The organism is Geofilum rhodophaeum (genome assembly GCF_002210225.1).
GTDB lineage: Bacteria > Bacteroidota > Bacteroidia > Bacteroidales > Marinilabiliaceae > Geofilum > Geofilum rhodophaeum.
Window position 1 is genome coordinate 21,681 of record NZ_MWUJ01000011.1, and the last position, 21,899, is coordinate 43,579.

The 21,899-nt window shown below is 47.2% G+C and carries 10 protein-coding genes and 1 other RNA gene; 1 reads left to right on the top strand and 10 read right to left on the bottom strand.

Translation table 11 applies throughout. The annotated features are described in order from the left end of the window. Positions 1–248 precede the first annotated feature (248 nt). The 7 genes from B4W65_RS10905 to B4W65_RS10935 form a co-directional block, all read right to left on the bottom strand. On the bottom strand, positions 249–1,562 hold the full coding sequence (locus B4W65_RS10905; RefSeq protein WP_240509552.1) for a YihY/virulence factor BrkB family protein: 1,314 nt from the start codon (positions 1,560–1,562) through the stop codon (positions 249–251). A 66-nt stretch (positions 1,563–1,628) separates the two neighbouring features. After that, positions 1,629–2,009: RNase P RNA component class A (gene rnpB, locus B4W65_RS10910), an RNA gene on the bottom strand. Between the two features lie 5 nt (positions 2,010–2,014). Next, on the bottom strand, positions 2,015–2,644 hold the full coding sequence (locus tag B4W65_RS10915) for an SPOR domain-containing protein (protein ID WP_088655198.1): 630 nt from the start codon (positions 2,642–2,644) through the stop codon (positions 2,015–2,017). Between the two features lie 37 nt (positions 2,645–2,681). After that, positions 2,682–4,754 carry an OmpA family protein gene (locus B4W65_RS10920; protein ID WP_088655199.1) on the bottom strand — a complete coding sequence of 691 codons (2,073 nt, stop codon included), beginning with the start codon at positions 4,752–4,754 and terminating at the stop codon, positions 2,682–2,684. Positions 4,755–4,796: 42 nt separating this feature from the next. Then, on the bottom strand, positions 4,797–5,732 hold the full coding sequence (locus B4W65_RS10925; RefSeq protein ID WP_088655282.1) for a PorP/SprF family type IX secretion system membrane protein: 936 nt from the start codon (positions 5,730–5,732) through the stop codon (positions 4,797–4,799). 101 nt (positions 5,733–5,833) lie between these two features. Continuing rightward, a complete protein-coding gene (locus tag B4W65_RS10930; RefSeq protein ID WP_146697775.1) occupies positions 5,834–14,971 on the bottom strand; it encodes a T9SS type B sorting domain-containing protein in 9,138 nt (3,045 codons plus the stop codon). Positions 14,972–15,288: 317 nt separating this feature from the next. Next, on the bottom strand, positions 15,289–15,957 hold the full coding sequence (locus B4W65_RS10935; RefSeq protein WP_088655201.1) for a hypothetical protein: 669 nt from the start codon (positions 15,955–15,957) through the stop codon (positions 15,289–15,291). A 346-nt stretch (positions 15,958–16,303) separates the two neighbouring features. Between B4W65_RS10935 and B4W65_RS10940 the strand changes: the two genes are divergently transcribed. Then, entirely contained in the window at positions 16,304–17,650 is a 1,347-nt protein-coding gene (locus B4W65_RS10940; protein WP_088655202.1) for an MATE family efflux transporter, read from the top strand. Here the strand turns inward: B4W65_RS10940 and murB are convergent. The 3 genes from murB to B4W65_RS10955 are packed head-to-tail and all read right to left on the bottom strand — an operon-like array spanning position 17,647 to position 21,891. Next, positions 17,647–18,666, bottom strand: coding sequence for a UDP-N-acetylmuramate dehydrogenase (murB, locus tag B4W65_RS10945; RefSeq protein ID WP_240509553.1), 1,020 nt, complete (start codon positions 18,664–18,666; stop codon positions 17,647–17,649). The genes B4W65_RS10940 and murB overlap by 4 nt on opposite strands. 17 nt (positions 18,667–18,683) lie before the next feature. Then, a complete protein-coding gene (locus B4W65_RS10950) occupies positions 18,684–21,062 on the bottom strand; it encodes a GumC family protein (RefSeq protein WP_088655203.1) in 2,379 nt (792 codons plus the stop codon). 58 nt (positions 21,063–21,120) lie between these two features. Further along, positions 21,121–21,891: a glycosyltransferase family 2 protein gene (locus tag B4W65_RS10955; protein ID WP_088655204.1), complete on the bottom strand. Its 771-nt coding sequence runs from the start codon at positions 21,889–21,891 to the stop codon at positions 21,121–21,123. Positions 21,892–21,899 lie beyond the last annotated feature (8 nt).

Genomic DNA, 21,899 nt, shown 5'->3' on the forward strand with positions numbered 1-21,899 from the left:
AACCGCATCAGCTGCTGGTGATTGTTAAACTCAACACTAATAACATACCGAGTAAGCTATCTGTTTCAAGGACAGGCCTCAACCTTCGGGTTTATCTTCGGATACGGAGGATCTTCGCGATACGGGTGCACTCAAATTCCTGTTTAATAGGAGTTTAATTAGTCTTAGCTGGTGCGGTCCCCCATAAAAAAGCAGCCTGTGCGTTAGCGTAGGCTGCTTTTTCTGTTTTGTCCGGCGCCATAACAAGGCTACAAATCACGCAGGAGGCGATTGTCGGCCAACTGTGCCTGGGTTTTTCCAAATTGATCCAGAATGCCTCTGAGTTTTTGATAGTCTTCGGTTTCCTCAAAATGGAAGTCCGACGTTCCGGAAGTTTCCAGGCGCTGAATAATACTGGCAACGGTCATCTGATCAATATCAAAAGCCGGAGCAAATCCAATTTCCCTTTCTTCATCAAACGCCACCACTTCAATCAATACACCGGCATCTTCCAGTTTCCGCAACAAATCAGACACCAGGCGAATGGGCAACTTCAAATCTACCGACAAATCGGCCATTGAAGGCGCCGGCTGTTGCGATTTGAAGGCATCAACCACATTTTTGACCACCAATAAACTAACCAGTTTTCGGTAATCGTGACTGATACGCTGGGTATCGGCCTCAAACTCATAGCTCTTCTCGTTTTGATGGGCGTACGACAACTCAGCCCCCAAAAGAACCACCAGCCATGAGGAATGCATCCAGATTAGAAACAAGGGCAGGGCAGCAAAACTACCATAAATGGCATTGTATTTTGACATACCTACCTGAAAGGTAATGTAGGCAAATTGCAGCCCTAAAAACAGCGACCCGGCTATTATTCCACCAAAAATGGCCGATGCAATCCGTACTTTGGTATTGGGCATCAGCAAAAACATGATGGAGAAAACGGCCCATATTAAAATATAAGGCGATGCCCAGGTAATAATGGGGGTAGCTACCCGACCCAAATCAAAGACTTCGATGGAATTGGTAATGAAAATCATGAAGCTCGACGACAACATGAGCAAAACGGTGGCTACCAACACAAAGGATATGTAATCGCTGAACTTACGAACGATACTCCGTGGCGTCTTTACGTCCCACACATCGTTGAACGACTTTTCGATGTTACCCAGAATGTTCATCACACTCCATAACAAAACCACCACTCCTACACCGGCTATCATGCCCCCCTTAGTGTTGTCGAGATAACTGAGGGCAAACTCCTGCACCCAATGCACCACCTCCTCATGCCCAACGAGGCGTTGCTGCAATTGTTCTTCCAGGGTTTCTCTAAACCCAAAACCTTTGGCAATGGCAAAAGCCAGGGCCACCACAGGGACCACCGAAAGTAAGGAGTAATAGGTTAAGGCGGAAGCCTTAACCTGACAGTCATCCACCAAAAAGCGACGTATGGCCAAAACAAAAATTCGAAAGATTCTGATCAACCAAAATTGTCTTTTGGTGGTAGCATCCTTTCGAACCCGCCAAATGTCTTCCTCTACAAACTGGCGGATTTTTTTTATCTTATCTATTATCACACTAATACCCTTTATAGAAGTGAAAGTGGGCCACATAAAGGGGACATCCACTCAGTAAAAATAAATTGAAACAGCAAGCCTGTAAGCCGGATCCTGTACCGACACGAGGCCGGTGCCTGTCATTAATCTGCGGCAAGAGTCACCCCTTGCCTTTAGCGACCTACCCTTTCCGGCTGTTGCCACCAGGACGAGCAACCCTGTACCCCAAAGGGGAACCGGAATATACATGGTCTTGCAACCCACAGGACGTACGGCTACCATGGTCGCCCGCAGTACCGGTGGGCTCTTACCCCACCTTTTCACCCTTACCACGACAAGCGTGGCGGTTATTCTCTGTTACGCCTTGCATACCCTCGCGAGTATCTTCCCGTTAGGAAGTGTGGTGCTCTGTGTTGTCCGGACTTTCCTCCCACTGCCGAAGCAGTCAGCGACAGACCGGCTTGCTGTACAATTTATTCAATTCGGAAAGGACGATACTTCTCCAGGGGTACCAAAAAGGCATCCGGATAACCCTTAGCCTGAACCTCTGCCAAGACCCTGAGCGCATCTGCCCCATCCACATTCTCTACACAATAGCGATAAATCTTATCGCGCATATAATACTCCTGAACACTGTCGAATTCTGAAAACTCAGAAACATATACCGGAAAACGATACGCAGCCAATTGCACGGTATACTGGGTGCCAGGAACGGGTGCTGCATCTTTATCGACCACGGGTGTTTGAGCCGAACTCTTCAAAGAAATTTTTCGGGTATTTAAAACAAAGGCATCGGTATAGCCCTGTGCCTTAAAAGCTTCCAGTTCACGGGCTGCATCCGAAAAGGAGGCGAAAGCACCAACGGTGTAACGCACAAAACCATCGGTACAAACAAATTCCCGTACCTGATCCAACTGTTGAAAAAAGGAAGCGTTTTGCGGAGGCTCCTTAAGTGCAACAACCTGGATGGTATAATGCGGTGCACGAACAACATCTTCGGTGACTATCTTTCTTGAACTTCGTAAATGAGCCAGCTTATCGGCCTGAGCCGAAAAGACTGAAAACATAAACATCAGGCTTATTAAGGTTTTTACCAGCTTCATTGCAAGTGAGTTTTATTCAAAATTCTAAATATACATCTCAGTTAAGGGAACGCCAAACCACTACTTCGAGGCGACGGTTCACCAAATGTTCCTGCTCGCTGCAAACCTTTCCTCTTCGACAGGAATTTTCGGGATAACGCTCCCCATAACCGCGAGGAATAACGTTTGCATCGGGCACCCCTTTAGTCAACAGATAAGTTTTGGCCTTTTCGGCGACCTCCTGAGAAGTCTGCAGGTTGGTCAGACGATTGCCTCTGGCATCGGTGTGTCCGTTCAACTTAATAACGATGTTGGGATTAGCCAGCAGATAGGCGGCAATTTTATCCAATAAAGCCAAGCCCTCTGGAGTAATCTCGTCGTTTCTGTAGGGAATGGATAAACCACTGATTTCGTTCAAGTCGGCCTCCTTAAAAACAGGTCGAAGGGCAAAACCTCCGGCACCTACCTCCTGTAAATCGAGGATGCCAACAACGGTCTTTCGCGTGTTAAAATCATCTTTTTCTACACTTACTTCAAATTCCTGTCCCTCTCTGCGGTAGGTGTCGGGAATAGTAATATTAAAACGTCCATTACTCCCGGTTGATGCCTCTCCTACCACGCTGCCTGTAAAAGCATCTGAAAGGACCACGCGCGCACCACCAATTGCTTCATTATTAAAAGAACTGCTCACTAAGGAAGAAACGGACGACGGAAAGAGGCTCAGATCAACCTTAGGTTCTTCGACTACTGGCTCCGGCTCAGGTTCAGGCACCGGTTCCTGCTCAGGTTCCCGAACCACAGCAGGTCTTTCAGCGGGCAGCGTTTCTACCGGCCGAACCAGTTCTTGTACGGGAACAATATCCGGCTCGGGCTCAACTACTTGTGGTGTGTCTTCATTAAACTGGACATAAAAAATCACATCCTCTCCTCCAACCTGGCGGTTGGTCGACAAAAAACCACGGTTTGAATCAGTGGGATTAATCACATAGCCAAAATCATCCTTCTCCGAGTTAAAGGGACGCATCATATTCTTGGTATCTCCCCATATACCGTTCTCGTAGTGGGCCTGAAACAAGTCCAAACCACCAAATCCCATGTGACCGTCGCTGGCAAAGTATAAGGTGTTATCCTGACTAACAAAGGGATAGCGTTCATCACCAAAGGTATTGACGCGTGGCCCAAGGTTACTGGGTGCACTGTAAGTACGATTGGGACGACGTTCCACCCTCCATAAATCGGTACCACCATAACCGCCCGGACGATTCGATACAAAATACAAGTATTTATCATCTGGCGATACAGCTGGGTGCGCATTGTCAAATTCATCCGAATTAAAAGGCAGTTCCCGCTCATTTACCCAATCATTACCATCGTAAACGACTGAAAACAATTTAATGATGGAATTACCACCACGTACACGCACTGAGCGGGTATAATACATCGTTTTGTTGTCCGAAGTAAAGGAAATGGCTCCAACGTGATAAGGGAAAACCAAATTTTCAGAAAACAAACGCGTGTTTACAATTTGATCGTTTTCAATATCGGAATAGTAGAGACTCAAAAAATCTCTTCCCGAACGGTCGTGATTACGACCGGAACTCTCTGGAGATGCAGAAGAATACACTACCCCATCGCCATAATATGAAATCCCAAAAGACTGACCATAGGTCATGATGGATGATGGGTTAACACGAACATTGGAAACAAACTCGTCGTTTTCCAGTGCCCATTCGCAGGACCGTATAAACTCATCGATTTGAGATTGTAAACTGGGGTTCTGTGGCCGGGCGCGTTGATACAACTCAATCGCACCTTCATAAAAACCAAATCGATGCGTCGCTGAGGCATAAACATATAAATCGTAACCCGACAAATGCTCTTCCAAATCCATAAAGGCGGAAAAAGCTTCATCGATATCATTCAGTTCATAATAACAATGTGCAATACGAATACGATCCTCTACCTCCAAAGGGTAATCGTTTTCCATAAGTGTTTTATAATACTGAAGGGCTTCATAATACTCTCCCCGTTCGAACTGATTTATTGCCCGACGAAGTGAACCTTGTCCAACAACGCTCTGAGCAACAAAGAGAAATATCAGAACTAAAAGTGAGTTAAAGGCTAGTCTCATGAGATTGGTATTTTGGTTGTCAAAAACTGTCCGCTTAATGAATTAAAAATAACGAATCGATCGCATACCGGCCCTACGATTGAACGAGAAATCGAACTGAAGACTTACTTCATGTGAACCTGCTTTGGCATATTGATTGATGGCAGAAAATGAATAATCCATGGAGTACCTAACAGTAAATTGACGATTTATGATGTACTCCATCAACAAAACGGCCTCTGAAATGGTGCGATACGAAGCGCCGACCCACAAACGCTCGGCCAACAAAACATTGGCAGAAAAATCGACTTGCATGGGTGCGCCATATACGTGCTTCACGAGCATGGTGGGTTTCACCTTTACCGGATACCAATCGAACACATAACCTCCATACAAATACATGTGCAGGTTCTTAAAGTCAATGGTATTTTTAAATCCGGCACTTCCCTCGTCAAACTGATTGCTGAAAAACTTCGGTATCGAGAAACCCAGAAAATAATCATCGGCATAATAATAACTACCAAAGCCAAAATTAAAATTCAATTGTGATTCCTTACCATCAAAAACAGGGTCTCCAAATTCTCCGGTAACGGACTTGGTTCCATCATAAACCAGGGAACTGAAGCCAAACTGCAAACCAAAAGACAGGAATTTGCGATCACGATCGAGCTGGATTTTATAGGAGGCAGCTCCAAACAAATCAAAGGTGTTGGAAAAACCAATACGGTCGTTTACCAGGGCCAAGCCCACTCCTATATCGGTATCTTCAATACCCCCGTGTACATTTAATGCCTGATTCATAGGGGCACCTTCAATACCAATCCACTGACTGCGATGGATCATCAATCCGCTGATAACATCCCTTGTGCCGTTGTAAGCAGGATTAAGTAAGCCCTGGTTGGCAATATAGTGGTTAAACTGATATTGATTCTGCGCCAACAGACCGTAGCCTCCTGTAATCATAAACAGCCCTAATAGGATAAGAATTTTCTTTACCATAATCATGGGTCTTTCAAGTTCCGGAAGGGCCAAGCCTTCCGGCATATTTGGGTTACTATCCTTTATAATAATTCCTGCTCTGTTTAATTCGTGCAACATCCTCATCTTCTAAGTTCTACATAGCCCGAGTAGTTCCTTGTCTGAATGCTTCCGTTCACATTCTTCTTAACAGTGTACACGTAAAAGTACACGCCATTGGGCAAGTCTTTGCCAATAGAAACCATGGCGCCAACGTTGGAGGTACCATCCCAACTGTTGTCGTATTGTTTACCCTGACTACGGTAGACAATAGTTCCCCAGCGGTTGAATACCTCAAGTGTCGACTCTTCAGTCTCACCCAAACCACTAATAACCAACCTATCGTTGATGCCATCGCCGTTTGGTGAAAAGGCATTGGGCAGTAAGAAACTCTGATTCTCATTAAAGTCTTTATTACCAACCATTATCACCACACGGGCTATTCCGGAAACACGGCCGGGAACATCCAGGTTTTCAATGCGGTATTCCAGGAAATCTTCGCCATAGAAACTGGGTAATTTCTGATAACTCAGCAATCCGCTAAATTCATCCAGTGCAGTCTCCGCACCACTGTTGGCCGCTTGTACCATACTGAATCTAAGATTACCGCCAGGTCCAAATCGATCCAGGCCTCCAATAAACGAGAACCGGTCGTTTTCTACCAAATCAAGGGTTCCTGCCAAATCATCTGGTGAAAGAAACAGGGTATCGTTAACAGCCACCAATTCACTCTGGTAAATGTTGGCCATTCCTTCCATCACTGCCTCACAACCGCCTTCACCAAAAGCCATAACAAAATAATCACCAGGCCTGTCAACAGTACCAAAATTTAAGGCTTCGCCTGAACCAATCAGAGGCATCTCCTCAAAATCAATATCTCCGTTGCGAATCAACCAATACCATACGTCCTCTTCAGATCCGGTAAGTGTTATTTCATGACTACCTACTGCGCCTCCCCGACTCAACAAGAAGGAGGAAGGAGTGGCGTATTCAGTAACTACGAAGGAGGCATCTTCAAACTTATCGGCCGAACCATCCACCCATATACTGTAAGTATGCGTACCTTCTACGCCATTAAAGACAACGTCGCCCCCGTCAGTAATGCCTTTACCTTTCTTAATTTGAACCACTTCAGGATTATCGGGGTCATCCAGCTTGACCAACTCATAAAATGCACCAGCCGTTGTTCCAGTCAAAACGACATCAATTCCGCTGGCATCGCCAGAACAGTACTCCAACACCTGGTCAATATCCAAACTGTATTCAGCAACTGGCGGAGTGACATCGGTTATGGTAATGCGGTTGGATTCGTCGATACAACCCTCATTACTTCGAGAAGTTACATAATAGGTTCCAGGCTCACCCACTTCCCATACAACATCATCAGTCAGTACACTCACCTGAATTGGAGCCAAGGGATGTGCTTCTCCGTTAAAGTACAAGGTATAGGTAGCATTAAGAACTTTCTCTTCGACAACCAGACGACCGTCTGTGTAGTTCAAAACCAAGGGCACAAAATGATGTGGGCTGTACAACAACTGAATAGTAAACTCTGCTACACTACCCACACAACCTGAAGACGCAAAAGTTGCCTCAACATAGTAATCACCAGCAGGCCATTGATTAATGTTACTAAAACTAATCTCGGCACCATTGCCCTCGAGCGTAGCCAGGCGATCCACTCCACCTGAGGCTGAACGTCTGTACAGACGATACAAAACACCGTCTTCAGACACCGGTATGCGCAAGTCGAAGGGAGAATTGGAGCACTTGACCACAGGAACATCCCGGGTGACAGGTGTACCATTGCTCTCCAACACAAAGTCGCCAGGAGCATCCAACACCTCAATCCGGAAAAGGTCACTGCCGACACGGCACCCAGTCGTTTCATGTACCGCGACAACCTGCAAAAAGGAAGATAATAGGCCTTCGTTCTCCAAAAAGGTATAATCCCATAAAACGGGTTCATCATTTATCTCAAACTGAGTACCCAGTTCTTCATTAATAAGCGTGTAAACCACACCCTCCTGGGCATTGGTAACCGATATAAAGGCCTCACCCGCACAAGTTGGATTCTCTACAATGGGATCCAAAACGGGAACCTCCGGACTATCCAAGAGACTTACAGAAATATCCGACGACAGTGCTACCATACAAGCCTCATCTTCCCAAGAAGCATAGAGCGTGTACAAGTTGCCCTCCTGAAGTCCTTCAAATACCAAATCTTCTGTTCCACCAGTGCCCACCAATGTTTGAATCAAACTACCGGAAGCATCCGGACTGTACAAATGATAAAATACATCAGTCTCATGTCCCGCTACAGTAAGTTCACCTGTTGAACCATCGGAACAATAATCGTTAGCCGTGATGGTAAGAGCTTCCGAGGGAGCCGGCCTTTGTTCTACCTCTACAGTACCATTCATACTGGAGGTACAACCAGTGAGGGTATTACGTGCATAAACGGTATAGTCACCCTCATCAGAAACGCCAGCAAAATACAGGGCCTCACCAGAACCAATAGCGGTACCACGCGTCCTGGGCACGCCTGCATCATCCCAAATCAAAGTATATAATACGTTTTCTTCAGAATCATCAAGACCAATAGCGGCTCCCGATCCAGCATCACAGAACACCCCACTACCAGTCAGCTGAAAGGCTATGGGAAGAGGATTAAAACGAAGTTCAAAGTCGCCGTTCATTTCAAGGATGCATGTACCATCATTACTGACCGCTTCAACAATGTAGTTCCCTGCCTCTTCGATAATTCCAAAGGACAAAGCATCTCCTGCTGTATAGCCAACCAGCTCAGCAGTATTAATGGGCGATCCAACAACACTTCCCAAGTCCCTGTCCAACAAGCTATAAGTAACATCAGCTTCGGACCCTGAGAGACCTACTTCTACGCCTCCGTCTCCTTCGCAAACGGTGCCCTCACCAGTTATATTGAACCTTTCAAGCACATTGGGAATATCCACAGTAAAGATCTCATCCAAAAATTCAGGACAGCCATTCATTATGGCCTGAACCCTATAGCTGCCACCACCATCTATAATGGCTGCACTAAAAACAAGATCTGAACCATCTCCGCTTAATATACTGCCGGTGGGACCGTTATTGTCCTCGTCTGCCCACCAATAGATTTCATATTCTACACCAGGCTCTGAGGCCAAAAGAGTAACCTCTGCACCCGTTGTGCAATCTGCAGTGGAAACATCTACATTTACCAGCTTGGTTAAATCCGGCAAAGGTCGCTCGTCCACCTGAATGATGCCATTCATGGCCAGGGGACAACTGGTATGTTCATGTATATAAACCGCTTCCACCCGATATTCTCCTTCCTGATCAACGATAAAATTCAAAAGACCACCATTTCCGCTTTGAGTCGCTACAGGAACATCATCGCGATACAAGGTATATTCCACGTCTGATTGAGACCCGGAAAGCGCCAGAATGGTTTGGCCATCAGGACCACAATAAAAATCATCTCCGCTCAACTCGAAAACAGTCGGCAAGGCATCAGCTACCAATTCGATTTCAGCGACCTGCTGCGAACATCCTCCCCCTATTGTGGTGCCTTGAATGGTGTAAGTTCCAGCTTGACTAAAGTCTCCATACGAATAGGAACCAGACATATCGGTGCTGCTGGCAGTCCACTCAGAACCAGTAACCAAGGCCCCATTATAATATAAGGCATAATTAACGTCAGCTTGGAAGCCGGTCTGGGTCAATGCAACACCCTCTGTATCCCCTTCACAAAAGTGACCTTCATTTTCGGCAGAAAGTGCTACCGGATCCGGGAGTGCGATTTCACTGACTGTTATGGCGTCATCGAGCACATACAAACAGCCTCCGGCACCTGCTATTACAACCCTATAAGTACCTTCGTTGGTATAGGGTCCGAAGGACAAGGGGGTTCCGGTGCCATTAACACCTTCACCTAAGGATGCACCATTGTAATATACCTGATAGGCTGCTCCATCCTCAGAACCATCGGTTTGTATGATAACACCTTCTGAACCTTCGCAATAAGATCCATCTACCGGATCAGAGCTTACGGTAAACAGAGCACTGTTTGGGGTAACCTCCTTCAAATAAGGATTATTCATTTCTGTGCTACAGCCGTTGAGAGACACAGCAAGTATGGAGTAAGTCCCACCAAAAGAGAAAGTACCAAAATCCAAAGAACTGCCATTCCCTTCAATTGGATCTTCCACTAAAGGAGAACCATCAAGTTGCAAATAGTAATAGACCCCAGTCTCTGAGCCTGACAAAGAAATGCTTACTTCACAGATGGTCGTATTCTCGACGGCAACTAAATCAAATACAGTAGGATTCGAATTCATTTTCACTTCTGCGACAGCAGCAAATTCTTTTTCCAATCCACCTGGCAATCGACGGGCAACCACCTTATAACTGCCTTCAGTTACTCCTGTCCAAATGAGAAAGTCTCCATCTTCTATCGGAGTAATCCCTGCAGGACCAATCAGTTCATTGGCTTCATTGACCTCGAACAAATCGTATTCTACGTTGGTCAAAGGTTCGTGCTCTTCCAAGTAAAGCGTTGCACCACCATCGTTCTCACAATATTCAGAATAAACCGGAAGTAAGTCAAACTCGATGGGATAAGTATCAATGGTCATTGTGACCACCTCGCTGTTGTCGGTACAACCAAATTCATTACGAGCGGTAACAGACAATTCATCACCATTTTGAAGGGTGGTTAATACAATCGGTCCGGTAATCCAACCATTGAGATCGCCATCATAAGGCTCCCCATTAACAAGGAAGAGGTAATCATCTCCACCACTACCGCTTATGGTTACATCATCACCCTCGCCGGCATACTGTGGGGCAACCGTAATACCTGCTTCTGGCAAGGGCCTAACAGTAAGCGTGATGCTTGCAGATGCAGCGGCACAGCTGTTGGCGTCGCTTACTTCTACATAAACTTGGTCGCCATCCTCAAAGTCTGTTGCAGAATAAGTGGCAGAACTACCTTCTTGAACCAGCTCTTCTACTCCGCCTCTGATCCTATAAAAAGCATAAGCATCTCCCCCTTCGGCGGTGAAGGTGACTTCCGTACCATGACAAAACACGGTTTGATCTGAATTCAATGTAGCTGTGGGCAGGTCGTGAACCACAATTGCGGCAGCTACCTCGGAAGCAACACAGTCGTATTCATTTACAACACTAACGCTAAAGACATCAGCATCAGCAGGATCGCTCACTTCAAAAGTGGACGCGCTTCCTGCAACACCCAAAGAAACGCCGTTCCGGAAAAATTCGTACTGAACGCCTCCCCCGGCAGTCAGCGTAAGGGGTTCATTCACACACAATTCGCTGGACGACAAAGCCAGGGTGGCCACCGGTGTATTAACTGAAATGGTGAGCGTATCCGAAGCAACACAAGCGTTGGCTGCTTCACCATAAACGATGATTTGATCGCCGTCGGCAAACACCGCACTGTAAGTAGCTGTGGCACCAGGCGCCTGGACTTGAACACCGTTTACTTCAAAAGCGTATTGATCGGCACCGGAGGCGGTGAGTAGAACTGTCTCACCGGGACAAGCCACATTGTCGGGCTGGTCGCTGACCAGTTCGACAACTGGAAGCGGGCGAACGGTAATGGTTTGTTCGGCCGACTCGGTTGAGCAGGCACCTAAAATAATCTCGGCCTTAACTACATCGCCATCCACAAAAGTGTTGCTGGTGTATTCATGGTCGGTGCCATTCTGTACTTCATCCCCATTAACATAGAAAATGTAGGTACTGTAACCACTTTGAGCAGCAAGCGTGATGCTTTCGCCAGAACAAATATCTGTAGCACTGTAAGTCAAGGTGTTATCGGGACTCCCTTTAACCTCAATGGGCAGTTCGCTTTGCGCCTGGCAGCCGTTGGCATCTTCTACAGTTACGCGTAAGGTATAAGTGCCCACTGCAAGAGCAAGATCCGTAGAGTAAGTCGCATCGCTGTCCCATGCACGCGTATCAATTACAGCATCGGCAGCATCCAACAATTCAAAGAGATAAGAGCTTCCACCTGTGGCGGTATACTCCTCAGAGGTGCCCGCACAAATTTCTCCACTTCCACTCAAGTCGGCAACAGCTTCTGTTACAACAACTATCAGACTGGCTGGGGCACTTTCACAAGCATGTCCGTTGTCGGTATCGGTAACAACCACACTGTATTCTCCTGCATCGCCAGCTTCCGCATTTGAAATGGTATAGGTCGCACCGGTTACTCCAGGAATCACTACTCCGTTATGGGTCCACTGGTAAACATAATTACCGGCTCCTCCTGAAGCTGTAGCCGTCAAGAGCATATCATTACCCAGACAAACCAAATTAGAGGGATCGTTATCGCTTAACAAACCAACCGTAGGCACTTCATTTACAGTCACCTCAGCAGTAGTTCCTGGTGTTGCAGTACAACCATTGGCATCGGTAATGCTGACTAAGGTATAGGTCACATCCCCGGTAGGAGAAAATTCCAGGCTGAAGCTAGTTTCTGTAATACCATTAACCGTTTGGTCACCAACGCCATTGTTATAGGTTACCGACCAGGGCGTGCTTCCGCTAGTAAGTTCAATCTCCAGAGTGGTATTGTCTCCTTCGCAGACAACAGACTCACTAAAGGAAATGCTGGCTACAGGTTCTGGATATATGGTGAAGGGCAAAGTGGCGACATCGCCACATCCCAGCGCATTCGCCACCTCGACTTCAAGCGTATAGTCTCCGGCAGTAAGAGCGGCAGAGGTGGTATAGCTGTCGTTGACAGATGTGGCCTGCGTAGCAATCACATTATTGCCAGCATCGTACAAGGTAAAGGTATAACTGTCTCCCCCACTTGCTGTATAGGTTTCGGTGCCCCCAAGACAATACCCTGCTGCACCATCAAGTGCAGCAGTCACTTCAACAACAGTAACCGTAAGACTTGCCGGATCGCTGTCACAAGTCACTCCGGCATTGGAGGAACTTACCACCACACTGTAGGCACCAGCGTCTGCTGCCTCTGCGTTGCTGATGGTATAAGTCGCACCAGTTGCCCCGCTTATGGGATTTCCTTCAAAATACCATTGATACCCATAAGGGGCAATACCGTCCGAGGCTGTGGCTGTTAAGTCCATGGTCCCATCCAAACAAACCTCATTGCTGGGATCGTTATCGCTTTTCACCGAAACGCTCGGTCGCTCGTTTACCGTAAGCGCAGCCGTAGTATTTGGATTTACGGTACAACCATTGGCATCGGTAATACTCAAAAGAGTATAAGTTACATTGCTGGTGTGGTTAACTTCCTCTCTATGTGTGAGACCGCTAATACCACTGCGCGAAACTAAGCCGGAGCCATCATTATAACTGAAGGACCAGGGTGCTGCACCGGTGGTTAATTCCACGACCAACTCACTGCCTTCTCCTTCACATATAACCGCGGGATCAAAAGCTATGGTAGCCTCCGGGGCTGCGTTTACCGTCAAAGTCACAGACTCCTCGGCTGTACAGCCGGCTGCATTTTCAACCAACACATTAATGGTATAACTTCCGACGGCAAGTGCTGAAGTCTCAAAAGTATTTGACGCCGAAGGCCCCTGACTTTCAACGGTGGTGTTGGACGCATCCAAAACTGTAAAGGTGTACTGATCGCCTCCTCCAGCGGTATAGCTTCCTGTTGCACCCACACAAACAGCAGCATCACCACTTAGGGTAGCCTCCGGTAGGGCGTCAACAACAACTGTGGTGGTAGCAGGATCACTGGAGCATCCACTCTCATCGCTCACCACCAAAGTGTAAACTCCGGCATCGGCCGAAGTAACAGGGTCAATTAGGGGATTCTCGTCACTTGAAGAATAGCCATTGGGACCTGTCCAGGCATAACTTAATATACCAACACCTGTAACACCGGAAGATGAGAGCTGTATGCTTTCACCCTCACAAGCCGGTCCATCGTTCGAAACTGCACCAATAACCGGTCGCTCGTTTACGCCAATGCTAATGGAAGCGGTAGCAGCTCCGCAACCATTGGCATCTGTTACGGTTACTTCATAAACGCCGGCATCACCCAAAGATGCGTTGGGAACAGAAATGCTGGCCGTTGCTGTACCGATTGGACTTCCTTCCTTGGTCCATGCATAGCTGTATGATCCTGCGCCCCCCGTTACAGTAGCAGTAAAATTAAGGGGAGCGTCTTCACAAACGTCAAAGTCTGCCGGCAAGGTGGCGACAGGATTCTCATTAACTTCAACATCAAGGGTCGTACTGTTAATACAACCATCGGCACTTTCCACGGTGAGCGTATAAGTACCATTGTGCGAGCCATAATCTGCGGATGCAATCAATGGATTACGCTCCTCTACAATTGTTCCATCGGGATAGGCCCAGCTGTAGTTGACCATATCATCGGGTCCCCCACTCAATTGAATGGGATCGCCTTCACAATAGGCAGAAGCATCACTACTGGCAGTGGGATCCGGTAAGGGAAAAATCTCAACTTCTATGGCCCCATCCATTGGGGTCTCACAAATAGTTTGGATTTGGCTAATGGCTGTCACAGTATAGGTGCCTGTTTGATCAGCAGCGAAGGTTAAAGGGGAACCATTACCTGACAGAGGAAGCCCCACAGCAGTGCCACCCCTCTCCAACTGATATTCAACAAACGGTTCACTACCGGACAACTGCAGCGTTACTGTATTCCCGGCACACTGATCGGGGTCTAGTCTCGTAAGTTCAAATTCGGTGGGAGATTCAAAAATTCGGGTATAATCGCTTTCAATGGTAATTCTAACATCAATTTCCCCATCAAATTCTGTCTGGAAAACGTAGAAGTAAATTCGACTTCCATAAAATTCTTCCTCAACAAGATCTGGATAGAATCGATATACAGACGCCTGGCCGGATCCAATGATTTCACCCCAGCCAGTTTGCAACACTTGCTCACCTCCCAATGTTGAATATACCTCAACAGCTAATCCATCGGCTTCGGGGAGCCATGCAGATGGAACCACATCAAAGTAACCACCCTCTGAACAATATGTAACTGGCACACTGGAAAGGTCTCCGGATCCCCCTTTTAGGAAGAATCCGTTGGCCATCTTGATACGCTCAGTCATCTCTACATACTCTGACTCAGGCAGATCAAGAGGGTAATCAACCTGTGCGAAAACCGCCAAAGGAAGAACTGCCAGTAATAAAACAACAACTATTCTAAGTAAATATCTGTCAATCATAACCTAATAATTAGGGTAAGACAAGTCTGTCGGGTAAATATTTAACATACAAAAATAATCTAATTCGCCTATCTACAAGGCTTGAAACACACAAACAGTCTGCTTTTTATCAACAATTTGTCCCCCTGCTTAAAATAATGTTGATCTTTTGATCAAAAAAACTCAAAAATTAAGCACATCCTTCCCCTCAAACAAACACGAAACTGCTCACTATCAGCAAATAAATCATGTCGCCAAGCACCTGTTTTCTATATCTTGTTGTCCTCTTTAGAACAACTATAAATTCCCAGTTTTTACGGTTCAACAGCAATTAAGTTTCATTGCTTAATTTTTGCATTCTCAGGGTTCTTAAGCCGTGCATACCAATTGGGACGATCCTCCAAGGCGATCTTGGCTATCTTCATAAAATCACTGACCCAATCCTGGAGAACTTTCAACTGTTTCTTCTTCTCAGCCGTTTGCAGTTTGGCATCCTGTTTCAACTGATCGCATTGCAGGGATACTTCTCTCAGGCTTTGGGCACGCGCCAGGAGTTTTTCCAAATCCTCAACCAAAACCCCATACTGCTGAAGCACTTTCTGCCAACGACTTTCCTTTATCAGTCGACTGCAGAAAAGCTCGACCTGATCGATCCAGGCATCAATGGTAATGGCGCGAGCGCCTTCCAGCTGTAAGGCCTTACTGACCACGGGATCTTTATCGTAAACGATTCGGGCAATCTGAAGCATTTTCATGTAGTCTTTTCTGACCGCCACTTGCAACTGCTTACGTGTTTCATGAGCATCCATCTTGGCCTGCATAACGGCTTCCTGCTTTTGCTGCATGTTGACAAGGTCTACAAAAACACTTCTGCCCTCCTCCAAACGGGATGTATTGTAGCCAAAACGAGCAAGAGCCTTCAACAAGTCCTGACTCTCCTGAACCAAAGTCAACATCCTGTCTACACTTTGAATATATGCATCAAATGGCAATTTTGTAAAATGCATTTATAAAATTTTTTATTCGTCCTGATAATCTACAAAAATAGATTAATTTTTTTTATCTGTATTCAAAGTTTTAATAAAAATTTAGAAATAGATAAATATTATTCACTAAAGGCATAAAAAATAAAGTTTCATATTTGCCATATTTATTTCATTTAAACAATTTATCACTATCATAGATATCACTTATAAAAGATTAGGGAATTTCATACAATACAGCATAATTTATATCAAGACTTCAAAATTTTTAATTGTCACCAAATAGCTGAATCAGAAAAGCCGGATTTCCGCAAACCGGAAATCCTATGTATCTTTGCGCAGCTCATTAAAATGAATCATTTCCCCTTGCATGACGGCATTTTTTGGAAGGTATCGCGACCACTATCGCGCTAATTTTGCACTGGCACTGCCTGTGATTCTATCACACGCAGGTCAGATGGTCGTGGGACTTGCAGACAACTTAATGGTTGGTCAGCTGGGGGCTACTCACCTGGCTGCGGTTGCTCTTGCCAACAACATCTTTGTGGTGGGCATGATGTTTGGCATTGGTCTAATAACTGCTGTTACGCCCCTTGCGGGAAAGGCTTTTGGTGGTGGAGACAGGCTTACAGCGGTGAGCTGGCTGAAGCAGGCTGCCTACATTCATCCTACAATAGCCCTTTTGCAAACAGCTTTAATGGCGGCGGTGGGACTGGCAATGCCCTACATGGGGCAACCGGAGGAGGTGGTGGAAGTGGCGTTTCCTTACTATATGGTTTTAGTGGGTACGCTGCTGCCCATGAATTTCTTCTTTATTTATAAGCAGTATGCCGAAGGTCTGGGCAATACGCGCATTGCCATGCTGATAACGCTGGCATCAAATGTCATCAACATTGTGCTGAATTATATCCTTATCTACGGGAAAGCTGGTTTTCCGGCCATGGGCATCATGGGGGCCGGATACGCTACGCTTATATCCAGAATATTCATGCCCCTGGCCTTCACCCTCCTGTTTTTCAGTCTCAAATTTTTCAAGCCCGAAAGGCAACTGTGGCGCCAAACGCGATTTCACTTTCGCGAAGCCTGGTACATGCTTAAAATTGGCGTGCCCATAGGGGGCCAGTACATTGTAGAAATGTTGACTTTTAGTCTCGGCAGCATCATGATGGGCTGGATGGGAGAGCGACCTTTGGCGGCCCACCAGATTGTGATGAGTCTGGTCAGCTTTACCTACATGGTTTCAGCTGGTTTTGCGGCTGCCACCACTGTAAAGGTAAGTCAGTTCAGGGGCCAAAAGAACCTGCTTGCCATGAAAAGGTCGGCCCATGCCTCCCTGCACATGGTACTTGTATTTATGTCACTCAGTCTCACCGCCTTTTTATTGCTTCGCTTCAAGATTCCGGCGCTCTTTGTCCCCGATCATGAAACGGTGGCCATTGCTGGTGGACTGATGCTGGTAGGTGGTTTGTTTCAACTCTTCGACGGGATGCAGGTGGTGACTTTGGGGGCCTTGCGGGGTTTAGAGGACGTAAAGGCACCCATGATTATGTTGGTAATTGCCTACTTCCCCATTGCTCTGCCGGTAAGCTATGTGGCTGGTTTTGTGTTGGACTGGGGCCCGCAAGGTATTTGGATGGGCTACATGGTGGGACTGATGGTGGTGGGTGCGCAGCTCTTGCTCCGCTTCCGTTACAAGGTCAATAAAATGCTCGCTTAGGCGAGCACATTTACCTCGGGCTCCAAAAGGATGCCATACTTCTGCTGCACATCCCTTTGTATGCTTTCGGCCAAAGCATAGATCTCCTTACCTGTGGCTCCGCCCAAATTAACCAAAACCAAGGCTTGCTTTTGGTGCACAGCGGCACGCCCCACTTGTCGGCCCTTCCAGCCGGCCTGTTCAATGAGCCAGCCTGCCGGAATCTTTATCTCCATTCCTCCTGCCAATTCATAATGCGGAACATCGGGATGGATGGCTTGCAACTGTTGAAAAAAAGCAAGGGGAACAACCGGATTCTTGAAGAAACTCCCTGCATTCCCTGCCTCTTTGGGATCGGGCAACTTGCTGCAACGTATGGCTACTATAACCTTCCTGATGTTGTGGAGATTGATGCTGCCCAGGTCCTCAACCGCACTGCGTACGGGTCCATAATCCAAAAGAAAGCGGGGTTGCTTGCTGAGCCGGATCCACACCTGGGTAACAACGACTTTCCCTTTCAGTTCCTTTTTAAATATGCTGTCTCTGTAACCAAAGGCACATTCTTTCTTGTTCAGGGAGAAGGGCAAGGCACTGTCGACGAAGTAACCTTCTGCACGAACAAAAACATCCTGAAACTCCACCCCGTAGGCTCCTATATTCTGTACGGGGGCAGCCCCTACGTCTCCGGGAATGTAGGACAGGTTTTCAATGCCGCCATAGCCTTTTTCTACACTCCAGGCCACCAGCGCATCCCATTCTACTCCGGCACCGACTTTCAGCAGTACTTGCTCATTGTCTTCTTCAGCAACTTGAATGCCATCAATGGCAGAATGCAAAACAACACCGTCGTAATCCTTCAAAAACAAGAGGTTGCTCCCCCCGCCCATCAGCAACAAGGAATGTTGCCTGATGAGGGTCCCATTCAGGAGCTCTTTTAGTTCCTCTTCGTTGTGGTAGACCAAATAATATCTGGCCTTCACATCCAGACCAAAGGTATGCAGGTCTTTCAGCGAATGATTCTCGTGGTGTAGTATCATTTAAAGTAAAGCTCAAATCAATTAAAATACCCCGATGACGTGTAGTAACCGTAGCCTTTGTGTGTGGTGGTGACATCATTCAAAACCAGACCAATACACTTCACCCCTTCGGTGACCAAATTACTCATAGTCAGGTTAAAGTGCTCCTTCTGGGTCACTCCCGACCGCACTACAAACAGGTGACAATCGGCCAAATCCATCAAGAGGCGACCATCAGATACGAGTCCCACCGGTGGCGTATCTACAATAACAATATCATAATTGTCACGCAGTTCCTGAAAAAAGCGAATGGTCTGGGCCGAAGAAATCAACTCAGAGGGATTGGGGGGAATAACGCCTGCCGGTATAATACAAAGATTCTCTTGTCCCGATGGTTTGCGTATGTCTTCAAAACCTACCTGCCCAATAAGATAGTTGCTGATACCGGGCATATTGGAAAGGCCGAATATTTGGGACAAGCGGGGTTTGCGCAAATCGAAACCAACCAGGGCAGTCTTCTTGCCGGTAAGCGCAAAGGCGGTAGCCAAATTAACCGCACAAAAAGTTTTTCCATCACCGGTGTTGGTAGAGGTAACGGAAATGATTTTACCGGGATTTTGCGAAAGAAGGAAACGTAACCGTGCACGCAGCGAACGGAAACTCTCGGCCACCACCGAGTTACTTTCGGCAATGACTACATTTTCGGGACTGTCCTTGGCACGTAAGATTTCGCCCACAATGGGCACATCCCGAAAATGGCCCTCGAGGTCTTCACGTCCGCGAATCCGTGTATTGAAAAGCTCACGCAGTGCAATAATGAGAGCCGGAAGTATCAGTCCCGCCATCAATCCCTTACTGTAATTGCTCTTTTTGTTGGGCAATATCGGGCTGGAGACGCTGGCTTGATCCAATACCTCATTATCGGGTACATTGGAGGCTTTGGCAATCTGCATCTCCGAACTTTTTTGCAAAAGGAAGGTGTAAATGGCATCGTTGAGTTTGTGACTGCGCTCCAAGGCCAGGAAATCTCTTTCCAGCTCGGGCAAATCGCCGATGCGACTGGTCAGTCGTCCAAGCTGCCTACGCAGCTCGCTCTGTTTCATGCGAATGCTCTCCATTTGCTTTTCAACAGCTGTAAGCAACGAGGATTGCGACATTTCAATTTTCCTGGCCAACTCCAAGCGATAGGGGTTGTTGCCCCCACTCTCAGCGGCCACCAGGGCAGCTTCCTTAAGCAAATCGATGTGCTCCTTTACAACAGACTGGATAAGCGCTGCTGGTTCACTTGAAAAAGCAGGCAACAAATAGTCGTTGTCGTCCAAATCGTTGGTCGACAAACGCTGGTGCAAGTCGCTGAGGTAGGTCAGACTGACTTCCATCAGACGTTGTTCTTTTTCGTATTCGAAAAACTCTTCGGAAAGTCGCGACGACATTTCAGAAGGCATCATAAAGCGGTTTTCCCGACGAAAATCCATCAGCTTTTGCTGGGTGACTTTTAAAGTGTCGGCCACTTGTAACAACTGCCGCTGAATAAACTCTATGGACCGGTTGGCCATATTGTTCTTGCGCTCCAGGTTGTTGTCGATCACCTCCTCGGAAAAGGTGTTGAGAAAGCGGACCAGTTTTTGGGGCTGTTGACCGGTGGTGGAAATAAAGATGATGGAAGAGCCCTCCCGATAGGGTGCCACATTGAGTGCTCCCCTAAGAGAAGAGGCAATGGCCGAATGCGAGTTGAAACGAAACATGTAGGTACCGGGAACAGGTGCACTTCGGCCGGGTGCAGCCATAATGCGGAAGGAAAAGGCCGAATGTTGAACCGCTTCTCCGGCTTGTACCACCTGGTCAAATTCTATTGGTCCGGAATGACCAACATTGCTTGCCTTGTTGTAGTTGTGTAAGGGGCTGCCCTCGGAGCGTACTGAGAGTTGAATGCGACCATCATCCAACACGGCAGCATTAAAATTGGCATTCAACAATTGTGGATGCAGGGAGTCAAAGGCCACCACAAAGGGCAACGGGTCGTACAATTCGGTATCTTTCAAACGTCCTTTTGAGAAGTAACTCACCCCAAAATCGAGCCGGTTTACGGCACGTAAAACCATGGCGTGACTGCGAATGATAAAACTTTGGTTCTCGAAACTGCGCATCTCGGGTGAAAGCCCAAAGCCTTCGGTAAGCACCGAAGCCGACAAATTCCGCTCCTGATCGACCTTGAACAACATGGTGATGGAGGCCCGGTAAACCGGAACGGTATAGCGGTGATAAACCCAGGCCGAACCCAAACCCAGCGGCACAAAAATGACAAACAAATACCAATTGCGCAGCACCAGACGAAGAATTTTCCGAATGTCGGAAAAACCATCACCACCGGGGCGCCCGGGAGCTTGTGGATGGGGTTGATTGACAGGAATGGCCATGTACCGTATTGCGTTAAATATGTCGCTAAACTATAAAAAAACACCTTATAATCATAATCTAAGCCAGGGGGGCTTTGCTCCGCTGAAAAAACTGCCCGATTTTGCGCAGGTTTTTAGCCAGCAGGCTGTACCAGCCGCCAACCCTGTTTTTGCGAAGGGCCCGGTAATCTTCGAGGGACTTTTGAAGCAAACCCCGGAGACTGCCGTTGCTGACGCCGCCTGCCTGCATATTTACCATTACCTCAGGCAGATGGTTTACACGCAGGTCCTTCACCGACAAGGCCCGCAGCAGCCAGTCGTAATCGGCAGCGATGCGAAAGGAGGTATCAAAGTTTCCGATCTGCTCCAGCAGGTCCCGAGTGAAATAAACGCTTGGATGCGGAGGCATCCAACCGTGGCGCAGGCTTTTGGTCTTAAAAACGCCACTTTTCCATAAACGAAGAACGCGCAAGGGCTCGTGGGAAGTGACGTATTGCAAATCGCCATACAATAAATCCCAGGGCGCTGTTTCATGACTGCTGAGTACCCTGCTGAGCACCTGCTCATGGGCAAAGCGATCGCCGGCATGCAGGAAACCCAATAAACTGCCCCGGGCCATTTTAAGTCCCTTGTTCAGGGCATCGTAGATGCCCTGGTCGGGTTCACTCACATAGGCATGAACCACATGATTGTATTGCGCCAACATCTGCACCGTGCCGTCGTCCGAACCGCCATCTACCACAATGTACTCCAGTTCCGCACAGTCCTGGGCCGCTACAGAACGTATGGTTGCTTCCAATTGCCTGCAGGCCTGGTAGCTGATGGTGATTAAGGTGAGCTTTGGCAACATAGGGTGCA